This window comes from Pseudomonas turukhanskensis (genome assembly GCF_027922365.1).
GTDB classification, from domain to species: domain Bacteria; phylum Pseudomonadota; class Gammaproteobacteria; order Pseudomonadales; family Pseudomonadaceae; genus Aquipseudomonas; species Aquipseudomonas turukhanskensis.
Map to the genome: position 1 here is coordinate 262,559 of NZ_BSFN01000003.1, position 26,484 is coordinate 289,042.

Annotated in this window: 19 protein-coding genes; 12 read left to right on the forward strand and 7 right to left on the reverse strand. The window is 60.3% G+C overall.

From position 1 onward, the window contains the following. Positions 1-51: 51 nt before the first annotated feature. Entirely contained in the window at positions 52-1,095 is a 1,044-nt protein-coding gene (locus PKE98_RS07610) for an NAD(P)-dependent alcohol dehydrogenase (RefSeq protein WP_271194663.1), read from the reverse strand. A gap of 106 nt (positions 1,096-1,201) precedes the next feature. After that, the gene (locus PKE98_RS07615; RefSeq protein WP_271194664.1) at positions 1,202-2,185 is read right to left on the reverse strand and encodes an aldo/keto reductase; all 984 of its coding nucleotides are present in this window, start codon (positions 2,183-2,185) and stop codon (positions 1,202-1,204) included. Positions 2,186-2,407: 222 nt separating this feature from the next. On the opposite strand from PKE98_RS07615, the gene PKE98_RS07620 reads away from it, so the two are divergent. Beyond that, positions 2,408-3,259, forward strand: a complete 852-nt coding sequence (locus PKE98_RS07620; RefSeq protein ID WP_271194665.1) for a CAP domain-containing protein — start codon at positions 2,408-2,410, stop codon at positions 3,257-3,259. Positions 3,260-3,347: 88 nt separating this feature from the next. On the opposite strand, the gene PKE98_RS07625 is transcribed toward PKE98_RS07620, so the two are convergent. Then, positions 3,348-4,784: a SulP family inorganic anion transporter gene (locus PKE98_RS07625; RefSeq protein ID WP_271194666.1), complete on the reverse strand. Its 1,437-nt coding sequence runs from the start codon at positions 4,782-4,784 to the stop codon at positions 3,348-3,350. A gap of 359 nt (positions 4,785-5,143) precedes the next feature. Here PKE98_RS07625 and PKE98_RS07630 point away from each other — a divergent pair, with 359 nt between their 5' ends. From PKE98_RS07630 to PKE98_RS07640, 3 genes are all read left to right on the forward strand, one after another. Further along, a complete protein-coding gene (locus PKE98_RS07630; RefSeq protein ID WP_271194667.1) occupies positions 5,144-7,360 on the forward strand; it encodes an autotransporter outer membrane beta-barrel domain-containing protein in 2,217 nt (738 codons plus the stop codon). Between the two features lie 306 nt (positions 7,361-7,666). Further along, the gene (gene katG, locus PKE98_RS07635; protein WP_271194668.1) at positions 7,667-9,931 is read left to right on the forward strand and encodes a catalase/peroxidase HPI; all 2,265 of its coding nucleotides are present in this window, start codon (positions 7,667-7,669) and stop codon (positions 9,929-9,931) included. A 314-nt stretch (positions 9,932-10,245) separates the two neighbouring features. Continuing rightward, entirely contained in the window at positions 10,246-10,617 is a 372-nt protein-coding gene (locus PKE98_RS07640) for a transcriptional regulator (protein ID WP_271194669.1), read from the forward strand. On the opposite strand, the gene PKE98_RS07645 is transcribed toward PKE98_RS07640, so the two are convergent. Beyond that, positions 10,573-12,312 carry an N-acyl-D-amino-acid deacylase family protein gene (locus tag PKE98_RS07645; RefSeq protein ID WP_271194670.1) on the reverse strand — a complete coding sequence of 580 codons (1,740 nt, stop codon included), beginning with the start codon at positions 12,310-12,312 and terminating at the stop codon, positions 10,573-10,575. The genes PKE98_RS07640 and PKE98_RS07645 overlap by 45 nt on opposite strands. Positions 12,313-12,442: 130 nt before the next feature. Here PKE98_RS07645 and PKE98_RS07650 point away from each other — a divergent pair, with 130 nt between their 5' ends. After that, on the forward strand, positions 12,443-13,456 hold the full coding sequence (locus tag PKE98_RS07650) for an AraC family transcriptional regulator (RefSeq protein WP_271194671.1): 1,014 nt from the start codon (positions 12,443-12,445) through the stop codon (positions 13,454-13,456). Between the two features lie 21 nt (positions 13,457-13,477). Here PKE98_RS07650 and PKE98_RS07655 read toward each other — a convergent pair whose 3' ends face one another. Both PKE98_RS07655 and PKE98_RS07660 read right to left on the reverse strand, forming a co-directional pair. Then, positions 13,478-14,899: an NAD(P)/FAD-dependent oxidoreductase gene (locus PKE98_RS07655; RefSeq protein ID WP_271194672.1), complete on the reverse strand. Its 1,422-nt coding sequence runs from the start codon at positions 14,897-14,899 to the stop codon at positions 13,478-13,480. A 115-nt stretch (positions 14,900-15,014) separates the two neighbouring features. After that, positions 15,015-15,704 (reverse strand): GNAT family N-acetyltransferase, encoded by a 690-nt coding sequence (locus tag PKE98_RS07660; protein WP_271194673.1) that lies wholly within the window; start codon positions 15,702-15,704, stop codon positions 15,015-15,017. 181 nt (positions 15,705-15,885) lie between these two features. On the opposite strand from PKE98_RS07660, the gene PKE98_RS07665 reads away from it, so the two are divergent. From PKE98_RS07665 to PKE98_RS07685, 5 genes are all read left to right on the forward strand, one after another. Continuing rightward, the gene (locus PKE98_RS07665) at positions 15,886-17,346 is read left to right on the forward strand and encodes an MFS transporter (RefSeq protein WP_271194674.1); all 1,461 of its coding nucleotides are present in this window, start codon (positions 15,886-15,888) and stop codon (positions 17,344-17,346) included. Between the two features lie 116 nt (positions 17,347-17,462). Then, the gene (locus tag PKE98_RS07670; RefSeq protein ID WP_271194675.1) at positions 17,463-17,849 is read left to right on the forward strand and encodes a GFA family protein; all 387 of its coding nucleotides are present in this window, start codon (positions 17,463-17,465) and stop codon (positions 17,847-17,849) included. Positions 17,850-18,169: 320 nt separating this feature from the next. Continuing rightward, positions 18,170-18,568 (forward strand): hypothetical protein, encoded by a 399-nt coding sequence (locus PKE98_RS07675; protein WP_271194676.1) that lies wholly within the window; start codon positions 18,170-18,172, stop codon positions 18,566-18,568. Further along, on the forward strand, positions 18,565-20,058 hold the full coding sequence (locus tag PKE98_RS07680; protein ID WP_271194677.1) for an ATPase domain-containing protein: 1,494 nt from the start codon (positions 18,565-18,567) through the stop codon (positions 20,056-20,058). The genes PKE98_RS07675 and PKE98_RS07680 overlap by 4 nt, the downstream gene beginning before the upstream one ends. 53 nt (positions 20,059-20,111) lie before the next feature. Next, positions 20,112-21,659, forward strand: coding sequence for a diguanylate cyclase domain-containing protein (locus PKE98_RS07685; protein ID WP_271194678.1), 1,548 nt, complete (start codon positions 20,112-20,114; stop codon positions 21,657-21,659). Between the two features lie 432 nt (positions 21,660-22,091). Here PKE98_RS07685 and nosR read toward each other — a convergent pair whose 3' ends face one another. Further along, a complete protein-coding gene (gene nosR / locus PKE98_RS07690) occupies positions 22,092-23,432 on the reverse strand; it encodes a response regulator c-di-GMP phosphodiesterase, NosR family (RefSeq protein ID WP_271194679.1) in 1,341 nt (446 codons plus the stop codon). Between the two features lie 297 nt (positions 23,433-23,729). On the opposite strand from nosR, the gene PKE98_RS07695 reads away from it, so the two are divergent. After that, a complete protein-coding gene (locus tag PKE98_RS07695) occupies positions 23,730-24,686 on the forward strand; it encodes a cytochrome-c peroxidase (protein WP_271194680.1) in 957 nt (318 codons plus the stop codon). After that, positions 24,683-26,482 (forward strand): DAHL domain-containing sensor histidine kinase, encoded by a 1,800-nt coding sequence (locus tag PKE98_RS07700; RefSeq protein WP_271194681.1) that lies wholly within the window; start codon positions 24,683-24,685, stop codon positions 26,480-26,482. Before PKE98_RS07695 ends, PKE98_RS07700 begins: the two co-directional genes overlap by 4 nt. Positions 26,483-26,484 lie beyond the last annotated feature (2 nt).

Sequence of the window (26,484 nt, forward strand, 5' to 3'; positions counted from 1 at the left end):
GTTGCCTTGGTAGGAGAGGCTTCAGCCTCGATTCCTGCGAACGAAAAAAACCTAGCTCAACGACGCCATATCAATCACAAACCGATAACGCACATCCGAGCGTTCCATGCGTTCGAACGCCTCGTTAATTTCGTCCATGCGGATCATCTCGCAGTCCGGAAGGATATTTTTGCGGGCGCAGAAATCGAGCATTTCCTGGGTTTCGGCGATGCCGCCGATGGGCGAACCGGCCAGCCGCCGGCGACCCAGCACGAACGGCATGGTCAGAGTCTGGTCGATAGGGCCGATCTGGCCGACGATCACCAACGTGCCATCGATATCCAGCAACGGCATGTAGGGCGATACGTCGTGGCGCACCGGCACCGTGTCGATGATCAAATCGAAGCTCGATGCCGCTTTTTTCATTGCGTCTTTATCGGAGGACACCAGCAGGTTATCCGCGCCCAACTCCAGTGCATCGGCCTCTTTGTCACTGCTACGGCTCAGCACCGTCACCTTTGCGCCCATGCCGGCGGCCAGTTTCACCGCCATATGGCCCAGGCCGCCAAGGCCGATCACGCCCACCCGGCTGCCTGGGCCCACGTTCCAGGTGCGCAGCGGCGAGTAGGTGGTGATACCAGCGCACAACAGCGGCGCGGCTTTGGCCAGGTCCAGCGCATCCGGCACACGGAGCACGAACTCCTCGCGCACCACCAGGTGCTTGGAGTAGCCGCCGAACGTGGGTTCCTTGGTGATGCGGTCGCGCCCGTTGTAGGTCTGGGTGTTGGCTTTGCGGCACAACTGCTCTTCGCCTTTACGGCACTGATCGCACTCCTGGCAGGAATCGACCATGCAGCCGACGGCCACGGCATCACCCACTTTGTAGCGCTTTACCTCGCTGCCCACCTCGGTTACACGGCCGACAATCTCGTGGCCCGGCACGATGGGGTACATGCTGAAACCCCAGTCATCACGGGCCTGGTGCAGGTCGGAATGGCAGACGCCGCAGTAGAGGATCTCCATCGCGACGTCGTTAGGCCGCAGGGCGCGGCGTTCGAATTTGAAGGGGGCCAAGGGCGACTTGGCGGTTTGTGCGGCATAACCAATGGTGAGCATCTAGGGCACTCCGGTTGAGGCTGAAAGGTTGGGACAACGGTAATTCGCCGCTAGCTCCCCTGGCAAACCAGGGGTAACTGTAGCGGGTTGGCATGTCACCGATGCTTCAACGATTCACCATGCGCGACACGCTGGCCGGGTAACGCTCGCCGATCACTTCAATCTGTTGCAGCGCGGTATCGATGGCAGCCAGGTCGGCGGCGCTCAGCTGCAGGTCGGCGGCTGCGATGTTTTCGTCCAGGCGGTGCAGCTTGGTGGTGCCGGGAATCGGCACAATCCATGGCTGCTGGGCCAGCAACCAGGCCAGCGCCACTTGTGCGCGACTGGCCGCCAGTCCTTCGGCGATACGGCCCAGCAGGTCGATGAGGCCGGCATTGGCCTTGCGGTTTTCTTCGGCGAAACGCGGCAACTGGTTACGGAAGTCGTTTTTATCGAAGGTCGTGCTGGCGTCGATTGCGCCGGTAAGAAAGCCACGGCCCAGCGGGCTGAACGGCACAAACCCGATACCCAATTCCTTCAGCACCGGCAGCACGGTGGTTTCCGGCTCGCGCCACCACAGCGAATATTCGCTCTGCAAGGCGGCGACCGGCTGCACAGCATGGGCGCGGCGGATGATATCGGCGCCGGCTTCGGAGAGGCCGAAGTGCTTGACCTTGCCCTCGGCGATCAGCTCCTTGACGGTGCCGGCCACGTCTTCGATGGGCACGGCCGGGTCTACGCGGTGTTGGTAAAAGAGGTCGATGCGTTCGGTCTTCAAGCGCTTGAGCGAGGCTTCGGCGACTGCACGAATCGTCTCGGGGCGGCTGTCCACGCCATCGGCTGACTGGGCATTCCTGAACCCGAACTTGGTTGCGATTACCACCTGATCGCGCACTGGCGCCAGCGCTTCGCCCAACAGTTCTTCGTTGGTAAACGGGCCGTAAACCTCGGCGGTGTCAAAGAAGGTAACGCCGCGTTCAACGGCGGCGCGTAGCAGGGCAATACCGTCGGCTTTTTCTGCGGCGGGGCCATAAGCGAAGCTCAAACCCATGCAGCCAAGGCCGATGCTAGAGACCTGCAAGCCGTTATTACCCAAAGTACGTGTTTTCATTTCATCCTCCAGTGGCGCATGGCGTGCGGTTCGCCGACACTTCGGCAAACATAGCGTGGGTGAACCTTAGCCCTTCAAGCAGGCTCTGATTAGTCATATAAACCCGCATGCGCTTATGCGTCTGACGCATAAGTAGGCAAAAATGCAGTGCCCCGGGCGAAGCGAAATCGCGGATCATGGGGCAGGCCGCTTTGCTCAGGGCACCGTTCAAGGGAGAGATACATGCGCGTCCGTTCAACCGCTATACCCGTGGCTTTGTTGTCTTTTTCCGTGCTTATCACCACACCGGTGTGGGCCGATGACGAATCGCAACTGGTACAAGCGATCAACGCGTACCGTGGTCAGGTGCAGCGTTGCGAGGGCCAGGCGTCGCCCGAGCTACCGCCGCTGTCCGACGACCCACGCCTGCGTCTGCGCTCTGACAGTTTTGGCGGCTTGCAGACCGCACTGGCCAAGAACGGCTACCCGATGGTGAACGTGCAAGCCATCAGCCTGGCCGGTGCGCGCGACAGCAATGCGGCCATGAAAGCGGTACAGGAAAGTTTCTGCCGGGTGATTCTCGATCCGCAATTTGTTGATATCGGCGTGCGCCGCGAGGGCGATTTGTGGCGCATCACCTTGGCTCGCCCGATGCTCACCGCGCGCATGGGCGACTGGCAGAGCCAGGGTCAGCAGCTACTGGTAATGATCAACACCGCCCGGAGCCAGGCGCGCCAATGCGGGCCCCAGGCCTATGCCGCTGCTGCACCGCTGAGCTGGAACAATACCCTGGCCGGCGCCTCTGAGGCCCATAGCCGGGCCATGGCCAATGGCAACTTCTTCGACCACAAAGACCGCGACGGCCGCACCCCCGGCGACCGCGCGGAACTGGCCGGCTACGCCGGGCAGGCAATTGGCGAAAACATTGCCGCTGGCAACGACAGCCCGCGCAAGGTGCTCGACGGTTGGCTGGCGAGCCCCGGCCACTGCGCCAACCTGATGAACCCGCAGTACCGCGAACTGGGTGCTGCCTATGCGTTGGACCCGAAAAGCGATGCCGGGATTTACTGGACCGCCATGTTCGGTAGCCAATAACGGCAGTCGAGGCTGAAGCTTCTTCTACACGCACACGTTCTTTGTAGGAGAGGCTTGAGCCTCGATAGATATCAGCACCAACGCCGTGCTATTCCCCGGCACGCTTGAGCAGCTTTTTACAGCGCTCGCTCAAATGCACCACCCGCACATGTTTGCCCGCCTTGCTGTAACGCTCGCGCAAGGTTTTCAGCGCGGCAATCGCCGAATAGTCCACAAAGCTCAGATGCGCACAATCGAGCGTAATTTGGTTGGGGTCGGCAGCCGGGTCGAACTGGTTCAGAAACGGCGTGACCGAGGCAAAAAACAGCGTGCCATGCACCTGATACAACTTGCTGCCATCGGCTTGCAGGTGGGCGTCGGCGTAAAGCTCGCGCGCGTGCTGCCAGGCAAAATTCAACGCCGCGATGATGATGCCCAGCAGCACGGCGGTGGCCAGGTCGGTAAATACAGTGATGATGGTCACTGCCACAATCACCAGCATGTCGTTGACCGGCACCTTGTGTAGCACCCGCAACGAGGCCCAGGCGAAGGTCTGTTGTGACACCACAAACATCACGCCAACCAGCGCCGCCAGCGGAATACGCTCGATCAGCGGCGACAGAAACAGCACAAAAAGCAGAATCATCACCCCGGCCACCACGCCTGACAGCCGCCCGCGACCGCCAGAGCTCAGGTTGATCACGGTCTGGCCGATCATCGCGCAGCCACCCATGCCGCCAAAGGCGCCCGAGACGATATTGGCCGCGCCCAGCGCTACGCACTCGCGGTCTGGGTAGCCGCGGCTCTCGGTCACTTCGTCGGTGAGGTTCAGAGTCAACAGGGTTTCCAACAGGCCCACCATGGCCATCAGCAGCGCATAGGGCGCGATGATGCGCAGGGTCTCCAGGCTCCACGGCAGGTCGGGCAGGGCAAAGGTCGGCAAGCCGCCGGCGATATGGGCCATATCGCCCAGCGTGCGCGTTGGCAATTGGAGAACGAATACAGCAACACCCACTGCCAAAATGGCCACCAGCGCCGGCGGTACGGCGCGGGTCAGGCGCGGTAACAGGTAGACGATGGCCATGGTCGTCGCCACCAGGCCCAACATTGTTGCCAGCGGCATGCCGCTCAGCCATTGGTCACCGCTCTTGAAGTGCTCCAACTGAGCCAGCGCAATGATGATCGCCAGCCCATTCACAAAACCCAGCATCACCGGGTGCGGCACCATGCGCACCAGCTTGCCCAGGCGCAGCAAACCAAACAGCACCATGATCAGGCCGCCTAACAACACGGTGGCCAGCAGGTACTGCACGCCGTGCTGCACCACCAGCGCGACGATCACCACCGCCATCGAGCCCGCTGCCCCCGAGACCATGCCTGGTCGGCCGCCAAACAAGGCTGTGAGCGTGCAGATAATAAAAGCGCCATACAGCCCCATCAGCGGATTGAGGTGAGCCACCAGGGCAAAGGCGATGCATTCGGGCACCAGGGCAAAGGAAGTGGTAAGGCCGGCGAGTAAATCGGCGCGTAGGCGTACGGATTTCATGGCGATGACTACAGAGCGGTAAGCGGGGGGCGGATGTTACGGAATATGACGGCAGGCAGCCAGTTCGGGATAGCCTTCAAATGCGATAAGAATATTGTAGGAGTTAGTTCGCCTTATTTGATTTAAGGATTGACTGTTCAGTAAGTATTTTCTTTTATTTATGTTGAACATGTAAGTTTTAATTATTTACTGTGCCTAAACTTTTGTATGAATTTTCCTTCTTATAGACAGTGGCGATTTTGACTCGCTACATTGCGTGCTTCTGCTACTCCGGCTTGCAAGTGGTCCGTTTTGGCAAAGTTGTGCCGGGTTGTTAATGCTCGCCTCTAAATTATCAGCGTATTGCTGTAGGAACGTTCATGAGTAACTTCAAATTAACCCTCGCCTGTTTGTTGGTGACCCAGGCCATCGCAGGTTATGCGCTGGCTGCCGACCACGATGTCAGTCAAGACGGTGTAATTACGGCCGATATTACCTTCACTGGTACTGATACCGTACTTGCCAATATTGCTAACTCATTTAATCCCGGCACCACTGCCAATTTTACTAATGACAGCGTGTTGATTGTTTCGGCGGCCAACGCTATTGGCGCCGGTGTGCAGAACTTTAAAGATAACAGTTATCTGAAAATCACTGTTGCCGATGCCATTAGCGGCGGTAGACAGAATTTCTTCGATCGCAGTCATATTGAACTTGTCGGCGTAGATCTGGTTAACGCCAACCTCGCGTTCAACTTGGCCGACGCTGACACCAAATTGTCGCTCTCCGGGAATAAAGTCTTGTTGGGATTGCTCGAAGGCAAGGGCAAAGTGGTTAACGACGGTAATCAGGACGGCACACTGACGCTCGATACTGGCAGATGGCGAACCTCCACGTTCGATGGGGTGCTGGCCGACGGCAGCGGTAGCGGAACCCTTAATCTGATCAAGCAAGGCGTTGGTGAATGGATTTATAACGGTGATGGCAGTGCCATGACCGGTACCACCAGCGTAAACAATGGCCAACTGACCGTGAACGGTGATCTCTCCAATTCCAGCGTTACCGTCAACTCCGGTGGCACGCTTTCCGGCACGGGTACCGTCGGTTCGGTAGCGGTGAAAGCAGCCGGCATGCTCGGCGCGGAAAATGCCAGTGACCGACTCAAGATCAACGGCGACCTTGATATGGCCAGGCTCTCCACGTTTTACGTGGCTGCCGGGCCCGACGGCAAGGCCGGGTTGGTGGAGGTCAAAGGCACTGCCAGTATCGAGGGGGGCAGTGTTTATGTGGCCGCAGGGGCCGGTCACTATGCGCCTAGTACCGTCTACACCATTTTGACTGCGCAGGGGGGAGTGGACGGCCAGTTTCTGGGCGTAAGCAGCAATCTGTATTTCCTCAATCCCAAGCTGATTTACAACGCCGATTCGGTGGAGCTCGAACTTGAGCGCAACGACAAAAGTATCGTGTCGGTGGCTCGTAGCCGCAGCAGCATCAATGTCGCCTCCAGCCTGGGCACGCACACCGACACGCTGATCAACCACCTGCTCAGCACTGACCACGAAACGGCCTCCCTCGCCCTGGAGCAACTGGCCGGAGCCGCCAGCGCCAGTCGGGTAGCGGCCATGCTGGCCAGCACTGCACAAGTGAGTAACACCCTTCTGAGGGCCATGGAACAGCGCGATAACCGCGGCAACAGCTTGCACCCTGCCGTGCTGCACGGCGACGCCCCAATGGCGGTGAGCAATGACCGTGGGCCGCACGACCCGCGTGGCGAAGGCCGGGTGTGGTTCAAGGCCCTGGGCAGTCAGGGCAGTTTTGAAAGCGAAGACAATGCAGGCGACCTGAAACAGCGCACGTCAGGCGGTCTGATGGGGGCCGATTGGCCCGTAGGCGATGCCTGGCGCATGGGGGTGGTGAGCGGCTACTCGAAAACCGACCTGGACGCCGGCGACTACCTGAGCGGCGCGATGAAAAGTTACCATCTGGGCGCTTATGCCTGGCACCACTATGGTCCGCTGGCTACCCGCATGGGGTTTGCTTACAGCAACCACGAAGGCACAAGTAAACGTCAGGTTGACTACAACAACTTCAGTGATACTCCGCGCGGGCATTTCGATGCCAGCGGTCAGCAAGTCTTCGTCGAATTCGCCTACCAAACCGCCAATGCTCGTCTCGTCAAAGAGCCCTTTATCAACCTCAGCTATCAACGCTACCAACGCGACGCCTACGCAGAAAAGGGCGGTGCGGCATCGTTGTATGTCCAAGAGCAACAACAAAACAACCTGACCTCCACGCTTGGGCTTCGGGTGGCAAGCCTGCGCCAATTGGATAATGGCATGAGCCTGACCCCGCGCGCAGCGGCAGGTTGGCGACACACCTATGGCGACACCGAGATCATCGCCCGCCAGCGCTTCGTTTCCGGCGGCAGTGCCTTTGAGGTGTATGGCAGCAACCTCGACCGCGACAGCCTGATGCTCGAAGGTGGGCTGGACCTTGGTCTCAGCCCCTCTCAAAGCCTGGGCCTGGGTTATACCGGCGAGATCGGCAGCAATGGTCGTAACCACGGCTGGCAAGCGCAGTGGCGTCTAAGCTTCTGACCCCGCCATCGGGCGCGGCCAGGCCACGGCCCGGCCGCGCCCGGCAACCGCCATGGAGCTTTGACAGATTCAGGCTATCAACTCAGCACATTCACTCTATTAGAACTCTGTGCAGAGGCGTCTAGTCTTGCTCTGACGCCGAATGCCTCTCGGCGCCTTCAACCTGATGAGGGGACACAGAGCCTCGCCTGCCGCACCAGAAGCGGCAACGATCCCAGGCCCGCCCCAATTGCCGTTGAACTCACCCTGGCTTTCGCGCCTTTCACCGCCCGAAAGCTGGATGAATCGACCTTAAGGAAGAACACAATGTCGACTGAAGCGAAATGCCCGTTCAACCACACCGCCGGCGGTGGCACCACCAACCGAGATTGGTGGCCCGACCAACTGAACCTGAAGATCCTCCACCAACATTCCTCGCTGTCCGATCCACTGGGCGAAGATTTCGATTACACCAAGGCTTACAAGAGCCTGGATTTTGCCGCAGTAAAACGTGACCTCGAAGCACTTATGACCGACTCTCAGGATTGGTGGCCAGCCGACTTCGGCCACTACGGCCCGCTGTTCGTGCGCATGGCCTGGCACAGTGCTGGCACCTACCGTACCGGCGATGGCCGCGGCGGTGCCGGTTCCGGCCAGCAACGTTTCGCCCCGCTCAACAGCTGGCCCGACAACGTCAGCCTGGACAAAGCGCGGCGGCTGATCTGGCCGATCAAGCAGAAGTACGGCAACGCTATTTCCTGGGCCGACCTGATCGTGCTCACCGGTAATGTGGCGTTGGAATCCATGGGTTTCAAAACCTTTGGCTTTTCCGGTGGCCGCCCCGATGTGTGGGAGCCGGACGAAGACGTGTACTGGGGCACCGAAACCGTCTGGCTCGGTGGCGACAAGCGCTACGGCAAGGCCAGCAAAGAAGTGGAAGCGCCAGGCCAGGGCGATCTGGTGGCAGAGCCTGCCAAACGCCCCGAACAGGAAGGCCGCGAGCTTGAACGTAACCTGGAAAACCCGCTGGCGGCTGTGCAGATGGGCCTGATTTACGTAAACCCCGAAGGCCCCGAAGGTAACCCCGACCCCGTTGCCTCGGCCAAAGACATTCGTGAAACCTTCGGCCGCATGGCCATGAACGACGAAGAAACCGTAGCCCTTATCGCCGGCGGCCATGCCTTCGGTAAAACCCATGGCGCAGGCCCGGCCGACAACGTAGGCCCGGAGCCGGAAGCTGCCGGCCTGGAAGAACAGGGCCTGGGCTGGCGCAACAAATTCGGCAGTGGCAAGGGTGGCGATACCATCACCAGCGGCCTGGAAGTGACATGGACCTCCACGCCAACACGTTGGAGTAACGAATATCTCGAAAACCTGTTCGGCTTCGAGTGGGAGCTGACCAAAAGCCCGGCCGGCGCCCATCAGTGGCAACCCAAGGGCGGTGCCGGGGCCGGCAAGATTCCCGATGCCCACAACCCGAGCAAACGCCGCGCGCCGTCCATGTTGACGTCTGACCTGGCGCTGCGTTTCGACCCGATCTACGAAAAAATCTCCCGCCGCTTTCTGCAAAACCCCGGAGAACTGGCCGATGCCTTCGCCCGCGCCTGGTTCAAACTGACCCACCGCGACATGGGCCCGCTGGCCCGTTATCTGGGCCCGGAAACGCCGAGCGAAGAACTGCTCTGGCAAGACCCGATTCCTGCCGTCAATCACCCGCTGGTAGACGACAGCGACGTGGCTGCCCTCAAAGCCAAGGTACTGGCATCCGGCCTCACCGTGGCGCAGCTCGTTTCCACGGCGTGGGCGGCCGCCTCAACCTTCCGTGGCTCCGACAAACGCGGCGGCGCCAACGGCGGCCGTCTGCGCCTGGAACCGCAGAAGTCCTGGGAAGCCAACCAGCCGGCACAACTGGCGCAGGTATTGAGCACGCTGGAACGCATCCAAGGCGAATTCAACGGCGGGCAGGTCGGTGGCAAGAAAATCTCCCTGGCCGACCTGATCGTGCTCGCCGGTAATGCCGGGGTCGAACAGGCCGCAAAAACCGCCGGGCAAACCGTTACCGTGCCGTTCGCGCCCGGGCGTATGGATGCTACTCAAGAGCAGACCGACGTGGAGTCCTTCGGTTTTCTGGAGCCTATCGCCGATGGCTTTCGTAACTACCTCAAAGGCCATTACACGGTGTCTGCGGAAAAGCTCCTGATAGACAAAGCCCAACTGCTGACCCTCAGCGCACCGGAAATGAGTGTGCTGGTCGGCGGGTTGCGGGTGCTGGGTGCCAATGTGGGCGATGCCAAGCACGGGGTGTTCACCACCCGACCGGGCGCGTTGACCAACGACTTCTTCACCAACCTGCTGGATATGGGCGTTGAGTGGAAGCCGACCTCGGCAGACGCGTACGAGGGCCGTGAGCGCAAAACCGGGCAGGTGAAATGGACCGCTAGCCGCGTCGACCTGGTCTTCGGTTCCAATGCCCAGTTGCGTGCGCTGGCTGAGGTGTACGCAAGTGCGGACGCGCACGCCAAGTTCGTCAAAGACTTTGTGGCGGCCTGGACCAAAGTGATGAACCTCGACCGCTTCGACCTGCGTACATAAGTCCATTAGCTGCTGTAACCAGAACGCCTCCTTCGGGAGGCGTTTTGCTGTCTGGCTTTTTTGCTATCGCATCGCACGCCACGGTAGCGACCTTCCCACTTGCCGCAAGGCCCCGTGCGCATCAGCAACTTTGCCGATCTGGATGACGAGGCCCCGCAGTAGCCTTAACAGCTCGTCAACTTCCAACCTCCGCAGGTCGGTCTTACAACACGACGCGGCCAATCCCACTATACGGCAGGCGTTGTTTGCTCATGTTTACCCCCGGCCATCGGCTAGGCTCGCGGCTTCATTCCTTTCGTTGCGAGCCTATTTCCATGACCAGCAAATATTCCATCCGCAGGTCCAAACCCCTGCCGCCCTCACAAGCCCGTGCCGAAGCCCGAGCCCGGATCGTGCTTGCCATCAGCCAGTCGCACCTCAGCTTGACAAAACAACTGAAAATGCCGTCGATGGCCGTGGCCAGAATGGAGCGCCACACCGACATCTACATCGCCACGTTGCGCCGCCATATCGAGGCCATGGGCGGGCAATCGCAGGTGGTTGTGCGCTTTCCCGAAGGTGCAATAAAACTGCATAACTTTATCGATCTGGACAACGAAAGCCTTCCCATCGAGGAACCTTCGATGCCCGTCCTCGAGCCGCTAATGGGCAGCGAGAAAGCGCCCGTAGCCATGCTCCAGCCCTAATGGCGCAACCACCTCTTCATCGTCTACCGCCAGGCGTCCATTGATCAGTACATGGGACACACAACCGGGGTTGCGGCAGACCATGCGCGGAATATCGAAACCAGCCATATTCGCCCAGCTTTCACGCTCCAGGTCTTGCTGCAACCCGCGCGGGTCGAGCACCACAATATCGGCGCGGTCGCCTTCTCGAATCCGCCCGGCATCAATGCCCAGCCAATCGGCTTGCTCGCCGGTAAGGCGGTGGATGGCTTTCTCCAACGTCATGATCGGCCGGCCCTCGCCATGGCTTTGCTGCACCAGTTTCAACAAACGCAGCGGCAGGTTGTAGAACGCCATATTGCGCAGGTGAGCGCCGGCGTCCGAGAAGGTAATCAGGGTGTTGGGGTTGCACACCATCTTGCGCAATACATCCTGACGGTGGTTGCCGATCACGGTGTACCAGCGCAACTCGGTGCCGTAGGCCACCACCATGTCCAGAAACAGATCCACCACATGCAGCCCACGCTCTACAGCCACCTCGGCGAAGTTGCGGCCGATCAGTTGTTGTTCCGGGCAGCCAAGAATCACCGCGTCGCCGAAGTCGCGTTGCCACACCCGTGGCGAGAGTTTTTCGGCGTAGAACTTGCGGAAGGTGCGGCGGTAATTTTCATCTTTGAGCAGGGCGTTGCGCGCTACAGCGTCCTTCAGGTCCAGGGCCATTTCCCCGGCGCCAAACTCTTCGAACAGCACCACGTCGATGCCATCGGCGTAAATCTTGAAAGGGGTCGGCAACAGCTGCCAGCGAAAGTCGCCGCCACACAGATTGGTAAACCAGGCCGACAGCCGCGCCATGGGCGCGATGGTGCGGTTGCCCTTGAGATCTAGCATGGAAATCAGCGTGGTCTTCAGTGGCTTGCGCAGCACGCCCATGGCCTGGCCCAGGTACTGCAACACCTGCAACGGATTAGCCGCATTTGGCGCGCCCTGGTGAACCCTGCCACGCTTGCGCAGTAGCGCGTTCAGACGCCGCACCTCGCTCCAGTGCGCATAGGTGCTGGGCAGGCTTTTGGACCACTCGCGGTCGCCGTCAATCTTGTCCCACTTCAGGCACATGGTGGAAAGGCCGAGAAAACCGGCATCCAGCGCCTGCTCCAGCACGCCTTCCATCTGCTGCATTTCAGCCTCGCTTGGCTTTACCTGGCGGTCGGTGGCACGGTGCAAGCCCATCACGCCCACGCGCAAATCGCTGTGGCCCAGAAAACTCACCAAGTTCGGCCCCAACGGCTGGCGGCGGATAAACTCCACCCACTGCGCCGGCGTATTCCAGGTTTTGTGCTGCTGCAAAATGGGCAGCACTTTGTCCCGTGGCACGGTTTCCACGCGGGTAAAAATATCGGAGGCATCTTCAGGCGCCGAGCACACCATCGACAGCGAGCAACTGCCCACCAGCACGGTGGTTACACCATGGCGCACCGACTCGCTAAGGCCCGGCGCCACAATCAGCTCGGCATCGTAATGGGTGTGGCTGTCGATAAACCCCGGCATCACCCATTTGCCTTGCGCGGCAATCACCCGCTCGGCCAGGCCCTCATCGATGGGCGTGGTACTCACCAGCGCCACCTTGCCGTCTTTTACCGCCACGCTGCGGATGGCGGCTGCGGCGCCTGTGCCGTCGAAGTAACGGCCACCCTGAATCACGATGTCGTACATAGCCATGGTTCACCTCATTGCTTGTTTTTGTAGTTTTTTGGGGGAGGGGAGCGATGGCAGATTAGGACGTTGTTAGGTGCATTCCTTGTCATAACACGACAAATTCGCCATGGTTGCGCAATCAGCGGGAGCGCCCATGACCATTCACTACGAACTGCGCAGTGCCAGCCTGACCGGCTATGAAGCGGAAGTGACGCGCCTGGGCGGTGACCTGCAGCGCCTGCTGTGCGAGGCCGGGCTGACGCTGGCGCAACTGCGCGACGGTGATTTTCTGCTGGGCAGCCATCAAGTCATTCAACTGCTAGCCCGCGGCGCAGAACGCCTGGCCTGCCCAGACCTGGGCATGCGTGTAGCCGGCCACCAAGGCATCGAAATGCTCGGTCTGCTCGGCACCTTGCTGTGCGCCCAGCCCAACCTGCAAGCCGCCTTCGCTGCCGCGCAACGCTATATGGCCCTGCACAACAAGGCCGAGCACTGGCGGCTGCAACAGCACGGCGGGCACGTATACCTGCGGCGTATCGAACATTTTTACGGCGCCGAGCACGCCCAGCAATACCGGGAAATGGCCGTGACTGCCTGCGCGCGCCTGGCCCGCGAAATATGCGGCAACCCCGAGGTGCGGCCGCTGCGGGTCGAGTTCAGCCACAGCCCGTTGGCCGCCGAAAAAGCCTACCGCCAGCATTTTGGTTGCGAGGTGCTGTTCAATCAGGAACACGACTGCCTGGTATTCGCAGGCAGCGTGATGACCCTACCGGTTAAGCCGCTGTCATCCCAAGCCCAGGCCCGTATCGACGACTACCTGCGCGACTTGCTGGCCAGTCTGCACGACAGCCTGGAGATGCAGGTGCGCACCCTGATTACCCAAACCCTCGGCCTGCACCTGCACTCGCTGGAACACATTGCCGCGCTGCTCGGCCTGCACCCGCGCACCTTGCAACGCCGCTTGCTGGCCGAGAACCTCAGCTTCAAGCAGCTGGTAGTAGAGGTGAAAATGCAGCTCGCCAGCTGGCACCTGCATGCCTCGACCATGGACCTCACGCGCCTGGCAGACGCCCTGGGCTATAACGACCTGGCGGCGTTTTCCCGAGCCTTCAAAAACCACCATGGCCTGGCGCCGTCACGCTGGCGCGAACAGCACCGCATGGCGTGAAACTGGCCGGAAAACGCCAGCTCACCCCGCCTTGAACTCCGGCGACACCAGCGCGCTGACGCCACCGGCCACCGCGCTCACCAGGCGCCGCCGCCACGGCGCGCTGGTCGGGTTGGCGAGCACATTGTCTTCCACGGTAAATGCCGCAATCACTGCGTTATAGCCCAGCCACCGCAAGGGCTCCGGCTCCCAGCGGCGCAGGGTTTTGCTCAGGTTTTGCTGGCGCGTTACCCACGGAGCGTGGGTGCACAGGGTGTCGCGCTGCAGTATCAAGTCGGCCAGGGTTTGCCCAGCCAGGAAACTCGCCCCAACCCCTTCGCCGCCGTAGCCGCCGGCACTGGCAAAGCCGCTGCTGGTGTCGCACAACATGTACGGGCGGAAATGCCGGGTCATGCCCAGGTTACCGCCCCAGCCGTGGCTGATAGGCACCCCGGTCAACTGCGGAAACAGCTCCAGCAACAGGCGCCGGCGGTAACTCAGCTCGTCGGCGCTGAGCTGAAAGTTCTCGCGTAAACGCCCACCAAAGCGGTAACTGCCGCGGGCACCGAACACCAGGCGGTCGTCGCGGGTGCGATGAAAGTACGTGACTTGCCGGCTGCACTCATGGGCTGCCTGGCCGTCGGCCAGCCCGATTTCGTCCCACTGCGCTGCGGCCATTGGCTCAGTGGCGATCTGCAGGCTTTGCACCGCCAATTGATACCGCCCCAGCGGCGGACAGTCCGCCGCGTGGCCTTCCACACAAGGCACCACCCAACCGGCCTGCACCGAGTGCCCGGCAACCGTGAGCTGGCCGCTGCGCCATTGCTCGACGCGGCTGTACTCATACACGCTGACGCCCAACCGCTCGACTGCCGCCGCCAAGCCCGACACCAACTGCGCCGGCTGCACGGTGGCGCAATGGGGTGAATAGATGGCCCCATAGGCGCCGGCCATGCGCACCTGTTCGCTCAACTCGCTGGCCGTGAGATAGCGATAGTCCGCCTCGCTATGGCCAGCGGCATGCAGGCGGCGCAGTTCTTCGCACAGGTGTTGATGCTGCTCCGGGTAGCGCGCCGCGCAAGTCAGTACGCCGCCCTTGCGAAAGCCGCACTCAATGCCCTCACGCTGCAACACCTCGAACACCCGATCCGGAATGCCCTTGAGCAGCGCCCGCAATGCCGCTTTTTGCGCCGGGCCCACACCGGCAAGAAATTGCTCCTCACCCAGCAAGCAGCCAAGCAGCCAACCGCCATTGCGGCCCGAGGCGCCAAAGCCCACGGTCTGTTGTTCGAACACCGCGATGCGCAAGTGCGGCGCCTGGCGCTTGAGAAAATACGCCGTCCACAACCCGGTAAAACCGGCGCCGATAATCGCCACGTCCACCTCCAGGGGCTGGCGCAACGGTTCACGGGCCAGACTGCGCGGCAGTTGTTCGGTCCACAGGGTGTTGGCGGCGATAGGCATGGCGGCGGGCTCTGACGAAAACAGCGCTACTGTATTTCGCCAGGCGCTGGCGGGCGTGCCGGCGGGCCCGTCAGGAATTTTCATCGCGGCGTTTGCCTGAGTAGCGGGCCACGTATCAATGAATCGTCGGAAACCGCTCTTTCACCAGCATCTCGGCCTGATACGCCATCTGGTCAAGCAAACGATCTCGTTTGCTCTCGGCTTCGCTCATGGCCTTGTTGCCGTTCTGCTTGAGCAGATACGCATGAATCTGCCGCACTTCCTGGGACTGGTAGATCGGCGCGAGGTCCTGCACTGCCACCATGCCGGCGGAGCGGTAATTACGGGTGCTTAACACCACGTGCGGGCCTTGGGCAGTAACCACCTGTAAGCCCAGCGCTTCGAAAGTCGGCACCTTGGCGGTGGCGCACGCCAGTTCGAGATGGGGGCGGCGCGCCGTGATTTGCTGCAACAACGCCCTGGCGATACCGCGTCGGCGATGGCTGGTTTTTACCGCCATATAAGCCAGGGTGCAGGCCTCGGTGTCGTCCTCGCTCGGCAGGTACAGGGCGAAGCCGAGCACCTGGGACGGGTCTTCATCGTCCAGCGCCAACAGCAACCGCGCGGTATGGGGCTGCGTGCTGTCCATGGCCTGCAGATACAGGTGCACCTCAAAGCCGATCACGTACTGGTACAGCTGATACAGCGGGTTGCTGGGCGTGAGCGGCACCGGGCTGATGTCGCTGAAGTAATCCACCACCATCTCCAGCACCTGACTTTTCAAGGCTTCGGGCGGCGGGGTGTCCAGGTGAACGAGGGTGAACATTGAAAATCAGGCTCCGGGCGTGGCCGATGGGAGGGATCGGTGCGGGGTGCATTGTAGCGTTCATGGGGTTGAAACGTTTCGGTTGCTCCACCGACTCCAGCAACCCGGCGCAAAGATCACCTGAACTCCCCATCACCACGCCCGCTCTTAACCGTTAGGACACTACCTAAAGGACGTAGCGATGGCGAAGCAACAGGGGCATGCGTACCAACCCGGCGAAGTTTTTGAAACCGATCTTCCTTCCCGGCTGGACCGATTACCCTGGGGTCGCTTCCATACACTGTTGGTGTTCGCCCTGGGCATTACCTGGTTGCTCGACGGCCTGGAAGTCACCCTGGCCGGTTCCGTGTCGGGGGCGCTGAAAGACAGCCCTGACCTGCACATGACCAACTTCGACATCGGCCTGGCCGGCGGTGTGTATATCGCTGGCGCCGTGCTCGGTGCCTTGCTGTTTGGCTGGCTCACCGACCGGCTGGGGCGGCGCAAGCTGTTCTTTATTACCCTCTGGCTGTACGTCGGCGCCACGGCGGCCACGGCGTTTTCCTTCAGCCTGGAAAGCTTTTTGTTGTTCCGTTTTCTCACCGGCATGGGCATCGGCGGCGAGTACACGGCGATCAACTCGACCATCCAGGAATTCACTCCGGCGCGTTATCGCGGGTGGGTAGACCTCACCATCAACGGCACATTCTGGCTCGGCGCCGCGCTGGGAGCGGGCGGGGCCATTGTGTTGCTCGACCCGCAAACCGTCGGCGGCGACCTGGGCTGGCGCCTGTGTTTTGGTATTGGTGCGGTGCTGGGGCTGGTGATTCTGGTCATGCGCCTGTGGTTGCCGGAAAGCCCGCGCTGGCTGCTGATTCACGGCCAGCCCGACGAGGCAAAGCGCATTGTCGAAGGCATTGAAAAACGCCTGGGTGAGCAGGGCCATGAGCTGCCTGCGGTCACCAGCAAACCCCTGCGCTTGCACGCGCGCGACCACACGCCATTGGGCGAGATCTTTCACACCCTGTTCGTGAGCTTCCGTCGCCGCGCCCTGGTGGGCATGACGTTGCTGACCGCCCAGGCGTTTTTCTACAACGCGATTTTCTTCACCTACGCGCTGGTGCTGACCGACTTCTACCAGGTGCCCGCCGAGCATGTGGGCTGGTACGTATTGCCGCTAGCGCTGGGTAACTTTTGCGGGCCTTTGCTGCTTGGCCGTTTGTTCGATGTGGTGGGGCGACGGGTGATGATCAGCGCCACCTACGCGGTGTCTGGCGTGTTGCTGGCGCTCAGTGGCTATGCCTTCCAGCAAGGCTGGTTCGACGTCACCCAACAGGCGATTGCCTGGATGGTGATTTTCTTCTTCGCCTCAGCCGCCGCCAGTTCCGCGTACCTGACCGTGGCCGAAACCTTCCCGCTGGAAATCCGCGCCCTGGCCATCGCGGTGTTTTACGCCTTTGGCACGGGGCTGGGCGGCATCATCGGCCCGACCCTGTTTGGCGAGCTGATTGAAACCCAGCAACGCAGCAGCCTGTTTATCGGTTACCTGATTGGCGCCGCTCTTATGTGCATGGCCGCGCTGGTGCAAGCGATCTGGGGCGTGGCAGCGGAGCGGCAAGCGCTGGAGACGGTGGCCAGGCCGCTGTCGCAAGCGAAGGATTGAGTCAGGGGCGCGATGCTTGAACAGGCTGCGCGAGCCCACTAGCTAAAATCGGTGCGCGCAAGCCAAGAGCATCGTAGGGTTGGGCCTTCGTCAGGCACCGTATGCGGGAGGCAACCATGTACACCGGCAATTGTTTATGCGGCGGCGTTCAGTTTCGTATCGAGGGCGAACTTGCGCCCATCCAGGTCTGCCACTGCTCGCAATGCCGCAAGGCGCAGGGCACGCCATTTGCCACCAATTCGCCCATCGACGCTGCCGCGTTCCATCTGCAACGTGGCGCCGAACTCATCAGCATTTTCGAATCCTCGCCCGGCAAACAGCGGGCGTTTTGCAGCCGCTGCGGCTCGCCTGTTTATAGCAAGCGAGACACCTTGCCCGGCGTGTTGCGCGTGCGGGTCGGGCTGATCAATGAACCGGTGTCAGTAAAGCCTGAGGCGCATTTTCATATGGCGTCGAAGGCGAACTGGTGGCCGGTCGAGGACGGCTTGCCGCAGTTTGAGTAGCGCAAGGGGCGTTGATCATGGCCGTTCGGGTTTGCCCGAAGGCCCCTTATCACTGCGAGCGTTTCAGCGGGGCCGAGGTTGCACATCTGCAGCCAGCGGCTGTGCCTCAGCCTCCACCTGGCAGCGTTGCAAGGCGCCAGCACCGACCTGGCTAAGCGGTCTACCGCACAGACCCCATCACAGCGCCCATGCAAGGCTGACTGCAATTGCCTTGTTTACCTGCAATCTGGAGTTGTTGCTCCGACAGGAGGCTAAAGCGCACTGACTAAGTGATTGGCTCCATGGACTCCGACAACAACGCAAGGGTTGCACCCAGGGCTATGGCACGAATTGGCGAAGACCCCAGCATTACAGCTGCTGTCGAGGCCATTCTGGCTACCCTGGCAGAAGTCGCCGACGCCCTGACGCCTGTCATTGGTGAACACGGGGTCGCTGCGCTGTACCAACGCAGCGTATTTCTTTGCGCTTCTCGTTATCCGCACCTGTCTGATTTGCCCGGCAAAACCACTAACCTGGCGATCGGCCTCGACCTGGCGCCATTGCGCTCGGCGTTGCTTTTGCACGACTGCGACGCCATCAGGTCGTGTGGAAGCGACTTGCTTAAAACCCTCTATCAACTGCTGACGTCGCTGATTGGCGCTTCGCTCTCCGAACGCCTGCTTCGCTGTGCGTGGGAAAATTCCTTGTGCGGCCTACCTCCGCAGGACACCTTGATATGACCAGCCCTGACCCAACCACAAAAGTGGTCATAAACCGCTTGCGCACTGGCGTGCCAGGGTTAGATGAGGTGCTCGGTGGCGGACTGCCAGAGTTCTCGTTCAACTTGATCGCCGGCCCTCCCGGTTGCGGCAAAACTACCCTGGCGCATCAAATGATGTTTGCCCTGGCTACGGCCGAGCGTCCGGCCTTGTATTTCACCGTGCTAGGCGAACCGCCGTTGAAGATGTTGCGTTACCAGCAGCAATTCGATTTTTTCAACAGCGAGGCGGTGAACCAATCTATTCGCTACATCAATCTGGCCGACGCCACCCAGTCCGGCGATCTTGATGAGGTGTTGCGGCGTATCGTGGCGGAGGTGCAAAGCTGCGGGCCCTCGCTGGTGTTCGTCGACTCGTTCCGGTCTGTCGTGCTGGCGAGCCAGACGCAGAGCAACCCCAACAACAACCTTCCGCAGTTCGTTCAGCAGTTGGGCATGCTGATGACGACGTGGCAGGCCACAACGTTTTTGATCGGCGAGTACTTCAACGAAAACGACAGCAATCCGATTTTTACCGTGGCCGATGGCTTGATCTGGTTACGCCAGAGCGTTCTGCGTAACTCGATGGTGCGCAAGATGGAAGTCATGAAAATGCGTGGCCAGCCCACCTTGCCGGGGCTGCACTCGTTTCGTATCAACCAGGCCGGCATCAAGGTATTTTCCCCAGCCATTACACAAGCCGTACTACCCCGACCAGGCCCTGCAACACGGCTTTCCAGTGGGGTTGCGATACTGGATGAGATGCTCGGCGGCGGTATACCGGTTGGCTATTCCCTGCTGGTAGCGGGCCCCTCGGGTTCGGGTAAAAGCATTCTGGCTGCTGCCTTCCTCGCCGAGGGCGCACGCCTGGGTGAGAAGGGTGTGATTGCGGTATTCGAGCAACGCGCCGACCACTTGCAGAATCCGCTGTTGTCCGTGTTGATCAAAGACCGGCTGGTCTCTCTGGTGGACAGCCGGGCGCCGGACCTGTCGATCGAAGAGATCATTCACCTGCTGCTTGCGGAGATAAAACGCGTGGGTGCGAGCCGTGTGGTAATCGACTCGCTGTCGGGCTTCGAATTATCCCTGGCGCCCACCTTTCGTGAAGACTTCCGCTCGTCGTTGGCCAGCCTGGTCAGTGCCCTTGCCGCAACCGGCGTGACGGTGATGATGACCTCCGAACTGGAAGACCGTTATACAGATTTGCGCTTCAGCCCTTACGGCACGGCGTTCTTGACCGATGCCATCATTGTGCAGCGCTACGTGGAAGTGCGCAGCCAATTGCTGCGTGTGATGGCGGTAGTCAAGGTGCGTTGCAGCCCGCACTCCGACCAGTTGCGGCTGTACCGCATAAACGACGAGGGCATTCAGATGGGCGAAATGGCACAGGATATGGAAGGCCTGCTCAGCCCCAGCCCTCGGCAAATAGCCAGCACGGCGCCGGGCGCTGTTGCGCTTGCGTCCGCCCAGTGATCACCGGCCCGAGCAGCAAAACTCTGGAGCAAGCTAACCACGAGCTGGCATTGGTGAATGAGCGCACTCACGAGGCCCGTATAGCCTTGGCGCTGCTAGAGCAAGAATTGCTCACCACGCAACAGCATCTGAAGCACCGCAACCAAACCGAGCAACTGCGCGAAGCCAACGCCAACCTGATGGTGGCTGCGTTGTCAGCCCGGACCGATGCCGAGCAAGCCAGTCGCGAGCTGTTTGAATTGGCACAGACGGCCCAACTTGACGTGCTCACAGGGCTTCCCAATCGCAGCCTGTTTGCCGAGCGCATCGTGCAGGCGATCGCGAGTGCCAAGCGGCGCGCCGGGGGGCTGGCACTGCTGTTTCTGGACCTTAATGAGTTCAAGCTCATCAACGACACACTCGGTCACTCGGTGGGCGATGAGGCGCTGATCCAAACCGCGCATTGCCTGACGGGTGCCGTACGCGAAGTCGACACGGTGGCCCGCTACGGGGGCGACGAGTTTCTGGTGTTGCTGGCTGACATCTCGCAACGTTCAGACGCGTTGCTGGTGGCCGAGAAAATCATCGACGCAATGGCAACGCCCTGCATCATCGGTAATAACGTGCTGCGCCTGACCGGCAGCATTGGCATCAGCCTGTACCCCGACGATGGCGAAGACCCTCAGGCACTGATCGACTGCGCAGACGCGGCAATGTATCGGGCCAAAGATCACGGCGGTGCAACAGCACCCCCCGCGGCCGCGGAGGGTGACGATGGCAATGCTGAAGCTGCGTCGCGCCCACAAGCGTTGCTCGGTCACTACGACAATGCGTTGGCCGAACATGAGCGGCTGGGCCGTCAGCAGCGTGAAGCCAACGAACAGTTGGTGTTGGCCGTGTTGAACGCGCAACAGTTGCAATCGGCGGCCGAGCACGCCCACCGCCAGCAGAACAACCTCTTGGCAATGGTTGCCCATGAACTGCGCAATCCTCTCGCCCCCCTGGCCATGACCGCCGGGTTACTAGGGCGGGTGAAGGCCGAGGAGTTGCCGCGTATGCAGCAGATTATCGAGCGTCAGGTGATGCATATTTCCCGCCTGATCGACGACCTGTTGGATGTCTCGCGCGCGAACACCGGGAAAATGCGTCTGGATCGCGAGCGGATGGATATGGCTGACACCATTAACGAAGCAGTCGATGCCGTCCGCTCGCTCATTGATAAACGCCAACAGCAGTTCCATTTCAGCATGCCGCCTGGCCCGCTCAGGGTGAATGGCGACGGCGTGCGTCTGGCCCAGATAATGAGCAACCTGCTGAGCAATGCCTCCAAGTACACCCCGGATGGCGGCGCCATCAGGCTGGTTGTCAGTGCATCCGAGTCGGTGCTCACCCTGACCGTCAGCGACGACGGCATCGGCATTACCCCCAGTGCGCTGCCGCATATTTTCGACCCCTTTATCCAGGATACCCACGCTATCGGCTTTAACGGTGCGGGATTGGGTATTGGCCTGACGGTGGTGCGCGAACTGCTAACCGGACATGGCGGAACCGTAAGCGCAAGCAGTCCGGGGCCCGGCGAAGGCAGTGTATTTACGGTGACTTTGCCGTTGATCGGCGACTAACGCACAGCCTTCCAGGCTCCACGAAGAAAACTGTGGGGGAGCCGGCAGACGCGCAAATCCGACTGGCGAGCGAGCAGCGTCCTGCTGCTTGGCCAGGCTGACCGTTCTCAACCACGCAGCCGCGGTGTTCAAAGTTGGTCAGCGCGTTGTAAGGGGTCATGCACCTTACCCGTCGGCAAGTTCAGGCAGGAAGGGATTCAGAAGCCCATGAAGCGACGAACGCACACATCTGTCGACTGCTTTTTGGGCGTAAGGGGAACGCTGATCAGGGAATGTGGAGGCATGCGCAAATTGCTGACCAAAAGCGACGCTACTCGCGTTTTCCATGGTTCCGCTCGCCAATTGGCAATAACGGGTCGTGCAGTCTTTTTATGTTCTCCTGAATTACGCGCCTCGCCTGCTTGGCCATGTTCAGCGCACGCGTGCCACCGGTTAAGCCGGCGCAGGTTCCGGAGTGCGAACAAACACCGTGTACCGGGCACCTTCCATCGCTTCGAACGCAATCAGCTTATCCACCAGCGGCGTTGTCATCACTTTGCCCGCGTTGAGTAACAACATGCCGTTATCGGCATTGAGGTTGCGGGCTAGCACCATGCCGTTTTTCAGGTCGCGAGTGCCCAACCCCTGGACCGAGGGATCGGCCAACGTGATATCGGTGAGGTAGGAGGCGCACACCTGGATAAACGGCTCCACCATGTCCGGGTCGTAGAGGCGACCGCCATATTTGCGCAGGTACATGATGACTTCATCACGGTTCATGCTGCGCTCCAGAACCAGGCCGCACTGGAGCTCAACAAAGTCGACCGCCAGTTTCAAAAGTCTTGAACCCACCGGTATCGCCGTGCCTTTGAGGCGGTCGGGAAAGCCGCCGCCGTCCCAGTGCTCTTGATGGTGGCGTATAAGCCGTGCGGCGTCCTGCATGGGTTCAAGCGACATCAGAAGCGATTCGCTGGTCCCCGGGTAGCTGCGGTATTTGTCACGGTCGTGGCTGTGCAGCATGTCCGAGGGGGCGCTGAGCATGCTGTCTGACCAGCTCAGCTTGCCCACGTTGTATAGCGCGGCGGCCATTGTCAGGTCATGCGCCAGGTACGCTTCAACAAGGTTGGCCGAACAGCAGGCCCTGACCAGCTCGATCAGGGTTTTGTTGGTTTGCTTGCCCTTGGGTAGGCGCTGGTTGATCAGCAGCGAAAAGACTTCAGTGCTGACGACATAACTGCGCTTTAGCTCCTCATAGGCGAGGTCAAGCATGTCAGCGGTTTGCTGAAGTTCGCCAGTGCGCGCCTCAACGCGCTTTTCCAGGGTCAGATTCAACTGCACCAGCGCGTCTTTCTGCTCCCGTGTCAGCTGCTCCAAGCGCACGCGCTCTTTTTCCGAGTGCTGGTGGGACAATGCCTGTTTAAGGGTTAGTAGCAGCTCATCGTCATCCCAGGGTTTGCTGATGTAGCGATAAATGCGGCCCTCGTTGATGGCTTTGGCCAACATCGTCATGTCGGTGTAACCCGTCAGCAGGATGCGCAGGGTGTCGGGGTGGCGCCGATGTATTTCAGCCAGCAGGGTAGCCCCGTCCATCGTCGGCATACGGGCGTCCGAGATGACCAGGTCTACGGGTCGTTTGTCGAGTAACTCCAATGCCTGCTGGCCGTTTTCAGCCAGCAGCACATCGTAAGGCTGGCTACGCAGCAAGCGCTTGAGACTATTGAGAATTGCCACTTCATCGTCGACCAGCAGCACGGTGTAGCGGATGACCTCGGGCGTGTTTAAAACGTCGTTCATGCGCGGTTCCTGCGTCAGTCCATCTCCAGTCAGCCAAGGCCTTGCGACTTTCAGAGTAGCTGTTTTCGTCGCTCGTGCTTAAACGACGGCCGGGGAGTGACTATGCTCAGAAGCCAGGGAGAGGCCGATGACTCAGGAAACGCTAAATGCCCCGTACCAGGAATGCGTCGAAGATGGGCAGGGCGGCTTGATTGCCATAAGGCCTGGCGCCGTAGCGGGCGTCGGGGCGCCGCCGGAGAGGACGCGTCTGGGGTTTCAACAGCCGGTTGCCCTTTTGCCGTGGCGGCGGTTAAGTCCATGACCGGCGCTCTGCGATGGGCGTGCGCGTTCCTGCTGTCAGGCTTGGCCCAGCAGAACATCGCCGCTCCGCTGGACGAACCGATAAAACCCATTCCCCGCTGGCATACGGAAAATGGGCCGCGCGCTGAGTTGGGCAGGCAATTGTTCAATGACAAAAGGCTTTCCGCCAACCAGAGTATTTCCTGTGCCAGTTGCCACCTGCTGGATCGCGGCGGCGCCGATGTCCGGGCATTTTCGCTGGGCTTGCATGGGCAAGCCACCGGGTTCAACGCTCCGTCGGTATTGAACGCTGCGCTGAATTTTAGGCAGTTCTGGAATGGCCGGTCGGCGACGCTTGAAGAGCAAATCAACGATGTGCTGCTAAGCCCGGTGGAAATGGGCGCCAACTGGACTGACGTGCTGGCCCGCCTGTCTGCCGACAGGGTTTACCAGCAGGCCTTCGCGGCTAACTACAGCTCCGGCATCACCCAGGAAAACGTGCAAAACGCCCTGGCAACCTACGAGCGCACGCTCACCACGCCCAAAGCACGCTTTGATCTGTACCTGGAAGGCGACAGCACGGCGATCACCGAAGAAGAAAAGGCCGGCTATGGCCGCTTTAAGCAATACGGCTGCATTTCCTGCCATCAGGGCATCAATGTGGGCGGCAATATGTTCCAGAGGTTCGGCGTGATGGGCGACTACTTCAAAGACCGCACCCCTATCACCGACGCAGACCAGGGGCGCTTTGCCGTTACTGGCCTGGAAGAGGACCGCCACGTATTCAAAGTGCCGGGCCTACGCAACGTTGAGCACACCGCGCCGTATTTTCACGACGGCTCCGCACCGACCCTCGATAAGGCCGTAGAGGTGATGTTCAAGTATCAACTGGGCCGCCGCGCGACCGATGAAGACACTCGCCTGATTATCCTGTTTTTGAAAACGCTCAGCGGTGAAGTGCAGGTGGTGCCATGAGTTTTCTACGCAGGTATTTGAGTTGGATAACCATTGCCGGTGTGGCGATTTCTCTGGCCGGGGTATTGGCCTTTATGTTCTTGCGCATCGACTCGTACGACCCCTCGCGCTATTTCAGTTCGCTGGCGCTGTTGCGGCAAATCAAGCAGATCGACTCGCAGTGGGAAGTTCAGGTGCTGCGTTCGCGTATCGGGATAAACCTGGACTACGACTCGCTGGTCGACCCGCTCAACGAGTTAAATAAAAACTGGCGGCAATTGGAGCAACTCACCCAGGCAGCCCCCTTGCGCAATCGGGACAAGTGGCAGCACAACACGCAGCTGTACCAGCAAGCGTTGGCGAAAAAGGCCGAGCTGATTGAGTCGTTCAAGTCGCACAACTCGGTGTTGCGCAACTCGCTGCATTTTCTGCCGACAGCCGAAGATGATGTGCAAAACCTGATTAGCGATCAGCGCAGCAGCATGGTGCTGGACAATACCTCCAGCTATGTCTTCGACGTGCTACTGGGCACCATGGAGTTTGTTCAGGTCAGCACCGACGACAAAGCGGCAGAGGTCACCATCGGGCTGGAGAAACTTGAAGAACAAAAAGCCCACCTGGACCCTGACACGGCCGATGCGCTGGACATCTTCAATCAGCATGTACACACCGTATTACGTGAACAAAAGGTAGTGGACGGGGTGTTGAACGCAATCGCTGCCGTGTCGGTCGCCAATCGGTTGGACGGCTTGATTGAGCTGCTGAGCCAGGAGCAACTGATGTCGGCTGAGCAGGATCGTCTGCACCACCAGTACCTGCTGGTATTTTCCGGAGTGTTGGCGGCTCTGCTGCTGTACCTGGGCGTGCGCCTGGCGCGTAGCTATGGCGAGATCAACCGGGTTAACCGAGCCTTGCACAACGCCAACGACGAATTGGAGGCGCGCGTGGTGGAGCGCACCCGTGAACTGCAGCGCGCGCAAAGCGAGCTGGTGGGGTCCGCGCGCCAGGCGGGCATGGCGGAAATTGCCACCAACGTGTTGCACAACGTCGGCAATGTGCTGAACAGCGTGAATATTTCGGCGGACCTTGTTGCGCGCAAAGTACGCACCTCCAAATCGGCCGGCTTGTCCAAAGCGGTGGCCATGCTGCAAGAACACCAGCACGACCTCGGCCACTTCATTACCCAAGATGAGAAGGGCAAGTTGCTGCCCGGCTATTTTGCCCAGGTTTGCGAAGCGCTGAATGCCGAGCGCGAGAGCATCACGCGCGAGCTGGAACTGCTGAACAAGAGCGTCAACCACATCAAGGAAATTGTCACCACCCAACAGTCATACGCAGGCCCCTCCAGCATCGTCGAGCCTTTGATGATGGCCGAGTTGATGGAGGACGCCTTGCGTATGCAGGCCGGCTCGCTGGTTCGCCATCAGGTTGAGGTGATCCGCGATTACGGCCCGATTGCCGAGCTGTGGCTGGACAAACACCGGTTGCTGCTGATTCTGGTCAACCTGATCAGTAACGCCAAACAGGCAATGAATGCCCGGGAAGGTGGCCCGCGCACATTGACGTTGAGCATCCGCGAAGACGGTGAGCGACTGACCATCAGGGTGCGAGACACCGGCGAAGGCATCGACCCGCAACACATGACCAGGATTTTCTCTCACGGCTTTACCACGCGCGCAGAGGGCCATGGTTTTGGACTGCACAGCTGCGCGCTGGCCGCCATCGAAATGGACGGCACCTTGCGCGTGGAGAGCGAAGGGGTCGGCAGCGGCGCCTGTTTCGTGTTGGAAATTCCGATCAAGAGCAAAGGGCAATGACC

Excerpts from the sequence above, each read along its gene's own strand:
- PKE98_RS07610 (WP_271194663.1), bottom strand. The coding sequence starts at position 1,095 with ATGCTCACCATTGGTTATGCCGCACAAACCGCCAAGTCGCCCTTGGCC.
- PKE98_RS07650 (WP_271194671.1), top strand. The coding sequence starts at position 12,443 with ATGACCATTCACTACGAACTGCGCAGTGCCAGCCTGACCGGCTATGAA.
- PKE98_RS07675 (WP_271194676.1), top strand. The coding sequence starts at position 18,170 with ATGGCACGAATTGGCGAAGACCCCAGCATTACAGCTGCTGTCGAGGCC.
- PKE98_RS07670 (WP_271194675.1), top strand. The coding sequence starts at position 17,463 with ATGTACACCGGCAATTGTTTATGCGGCGGCGTTCAGTTTCGTATCGAG.
- PKE98_RS07695 (WP_271194680.1), top strand. The coding sequence starts at position 23,730 with ATGACCGGCGCTCTGCGATGGGCGTGCGCGTTCCTGCTGTCAGGCTTG.
- PKE98_RS07680 (WP_271194677.1), top strand. The coding sequence starts at position 18,565 with ATGACCAGCCCTGACCCAACCACAAAAGTGGTCATAAACCGCTTGCGC.
- PKE98_RS07645 (WP_271194670.1), bottom strand. The coding sequence starts at position 12,312 with ATGGCTATGTACGACATCGTGATTCAGGGTGGCCGTTACTTCGACGGC.
- PKE98_RS07640 (WP_271194669.1), top strand. The coding sequence starts at position 10,246 with ATGACCAGCAAATATTCCATCCGCAGGTCCAAACCCCTGCCGCCCTCA.
- PKE98_RS07625 (WP_271194666.1), bottom strand. The coding sequence starts at position 4,784 with ATGAAATCCGTACGCCTACGCGCCGATTTACTCGCCGGCCTTACCACT.
- PKE98_RS07665 (WP_271194674.1), top strand. The coding sequence starts at position 15,886 with ATGGCGAAGCAACAGGGGCATGCGTACCAACCCGGCGAAGTTTTTGAA.
- PKE98_RS07630 (WP_271194667.1), top strand. The coding sequence starts at position 5,144 with ATGAGTAACTTCAAATTAACCCTCGCCTGTTTGTTGGTGACCCAGGCC.
- PKE98_RS07655 (WP_271194672.1), bottom strand. The coding sequence starts at position 14,899 with ATGCCTATCGCCGCCAACACCCTGTGGACCGAACAACTGCCGCGCAGT.
- nosR (WP_271194679.1), bottom strand. The coding sequence starts at position 23,432 with ATGAACGACGTTTTAAACACGCCCGAGGTCATCCGCTACACCGTGCTG.
- PKE98_RS07700 (WP_271194681.1), top strand. The coding sequence starts at position 24,683 with ATGAGTTTTCTACGCAGGTATTTGAGTTGGATAACCATTGCCGGTGTG.
- katG (WP_271194668.1), top strand. The coding sequence starts at position 7,667 with ATGTCGACTGAAGCGAAATGCCCGTTCAACCACACCGCCGGCGGTGGC.
- PKE98_RS07660 (WP_271194673.1), bottom strand. The coding sequence starts at position 15,704 with ATGTTCACCCTCGTTCACCTGGACACCCCGCCGCCCGAAGCCTTGAAA.
- PKE98_RS07620 (WP_271194665.1), top strand. The coding sequence starts at position 2,408 with ATGCGCGTCCGTTCAACCGCTATACCCGTGGCTTTGTTGTCTTTTTCC.
- PKE98_RS07615 (WP_271194664.1), bottom strand. The coding sequence starts at position 2,185 with ATGAAAACACGTACTTTGGGTAATAACGGCTTGCAGGTCTCTAGCATC.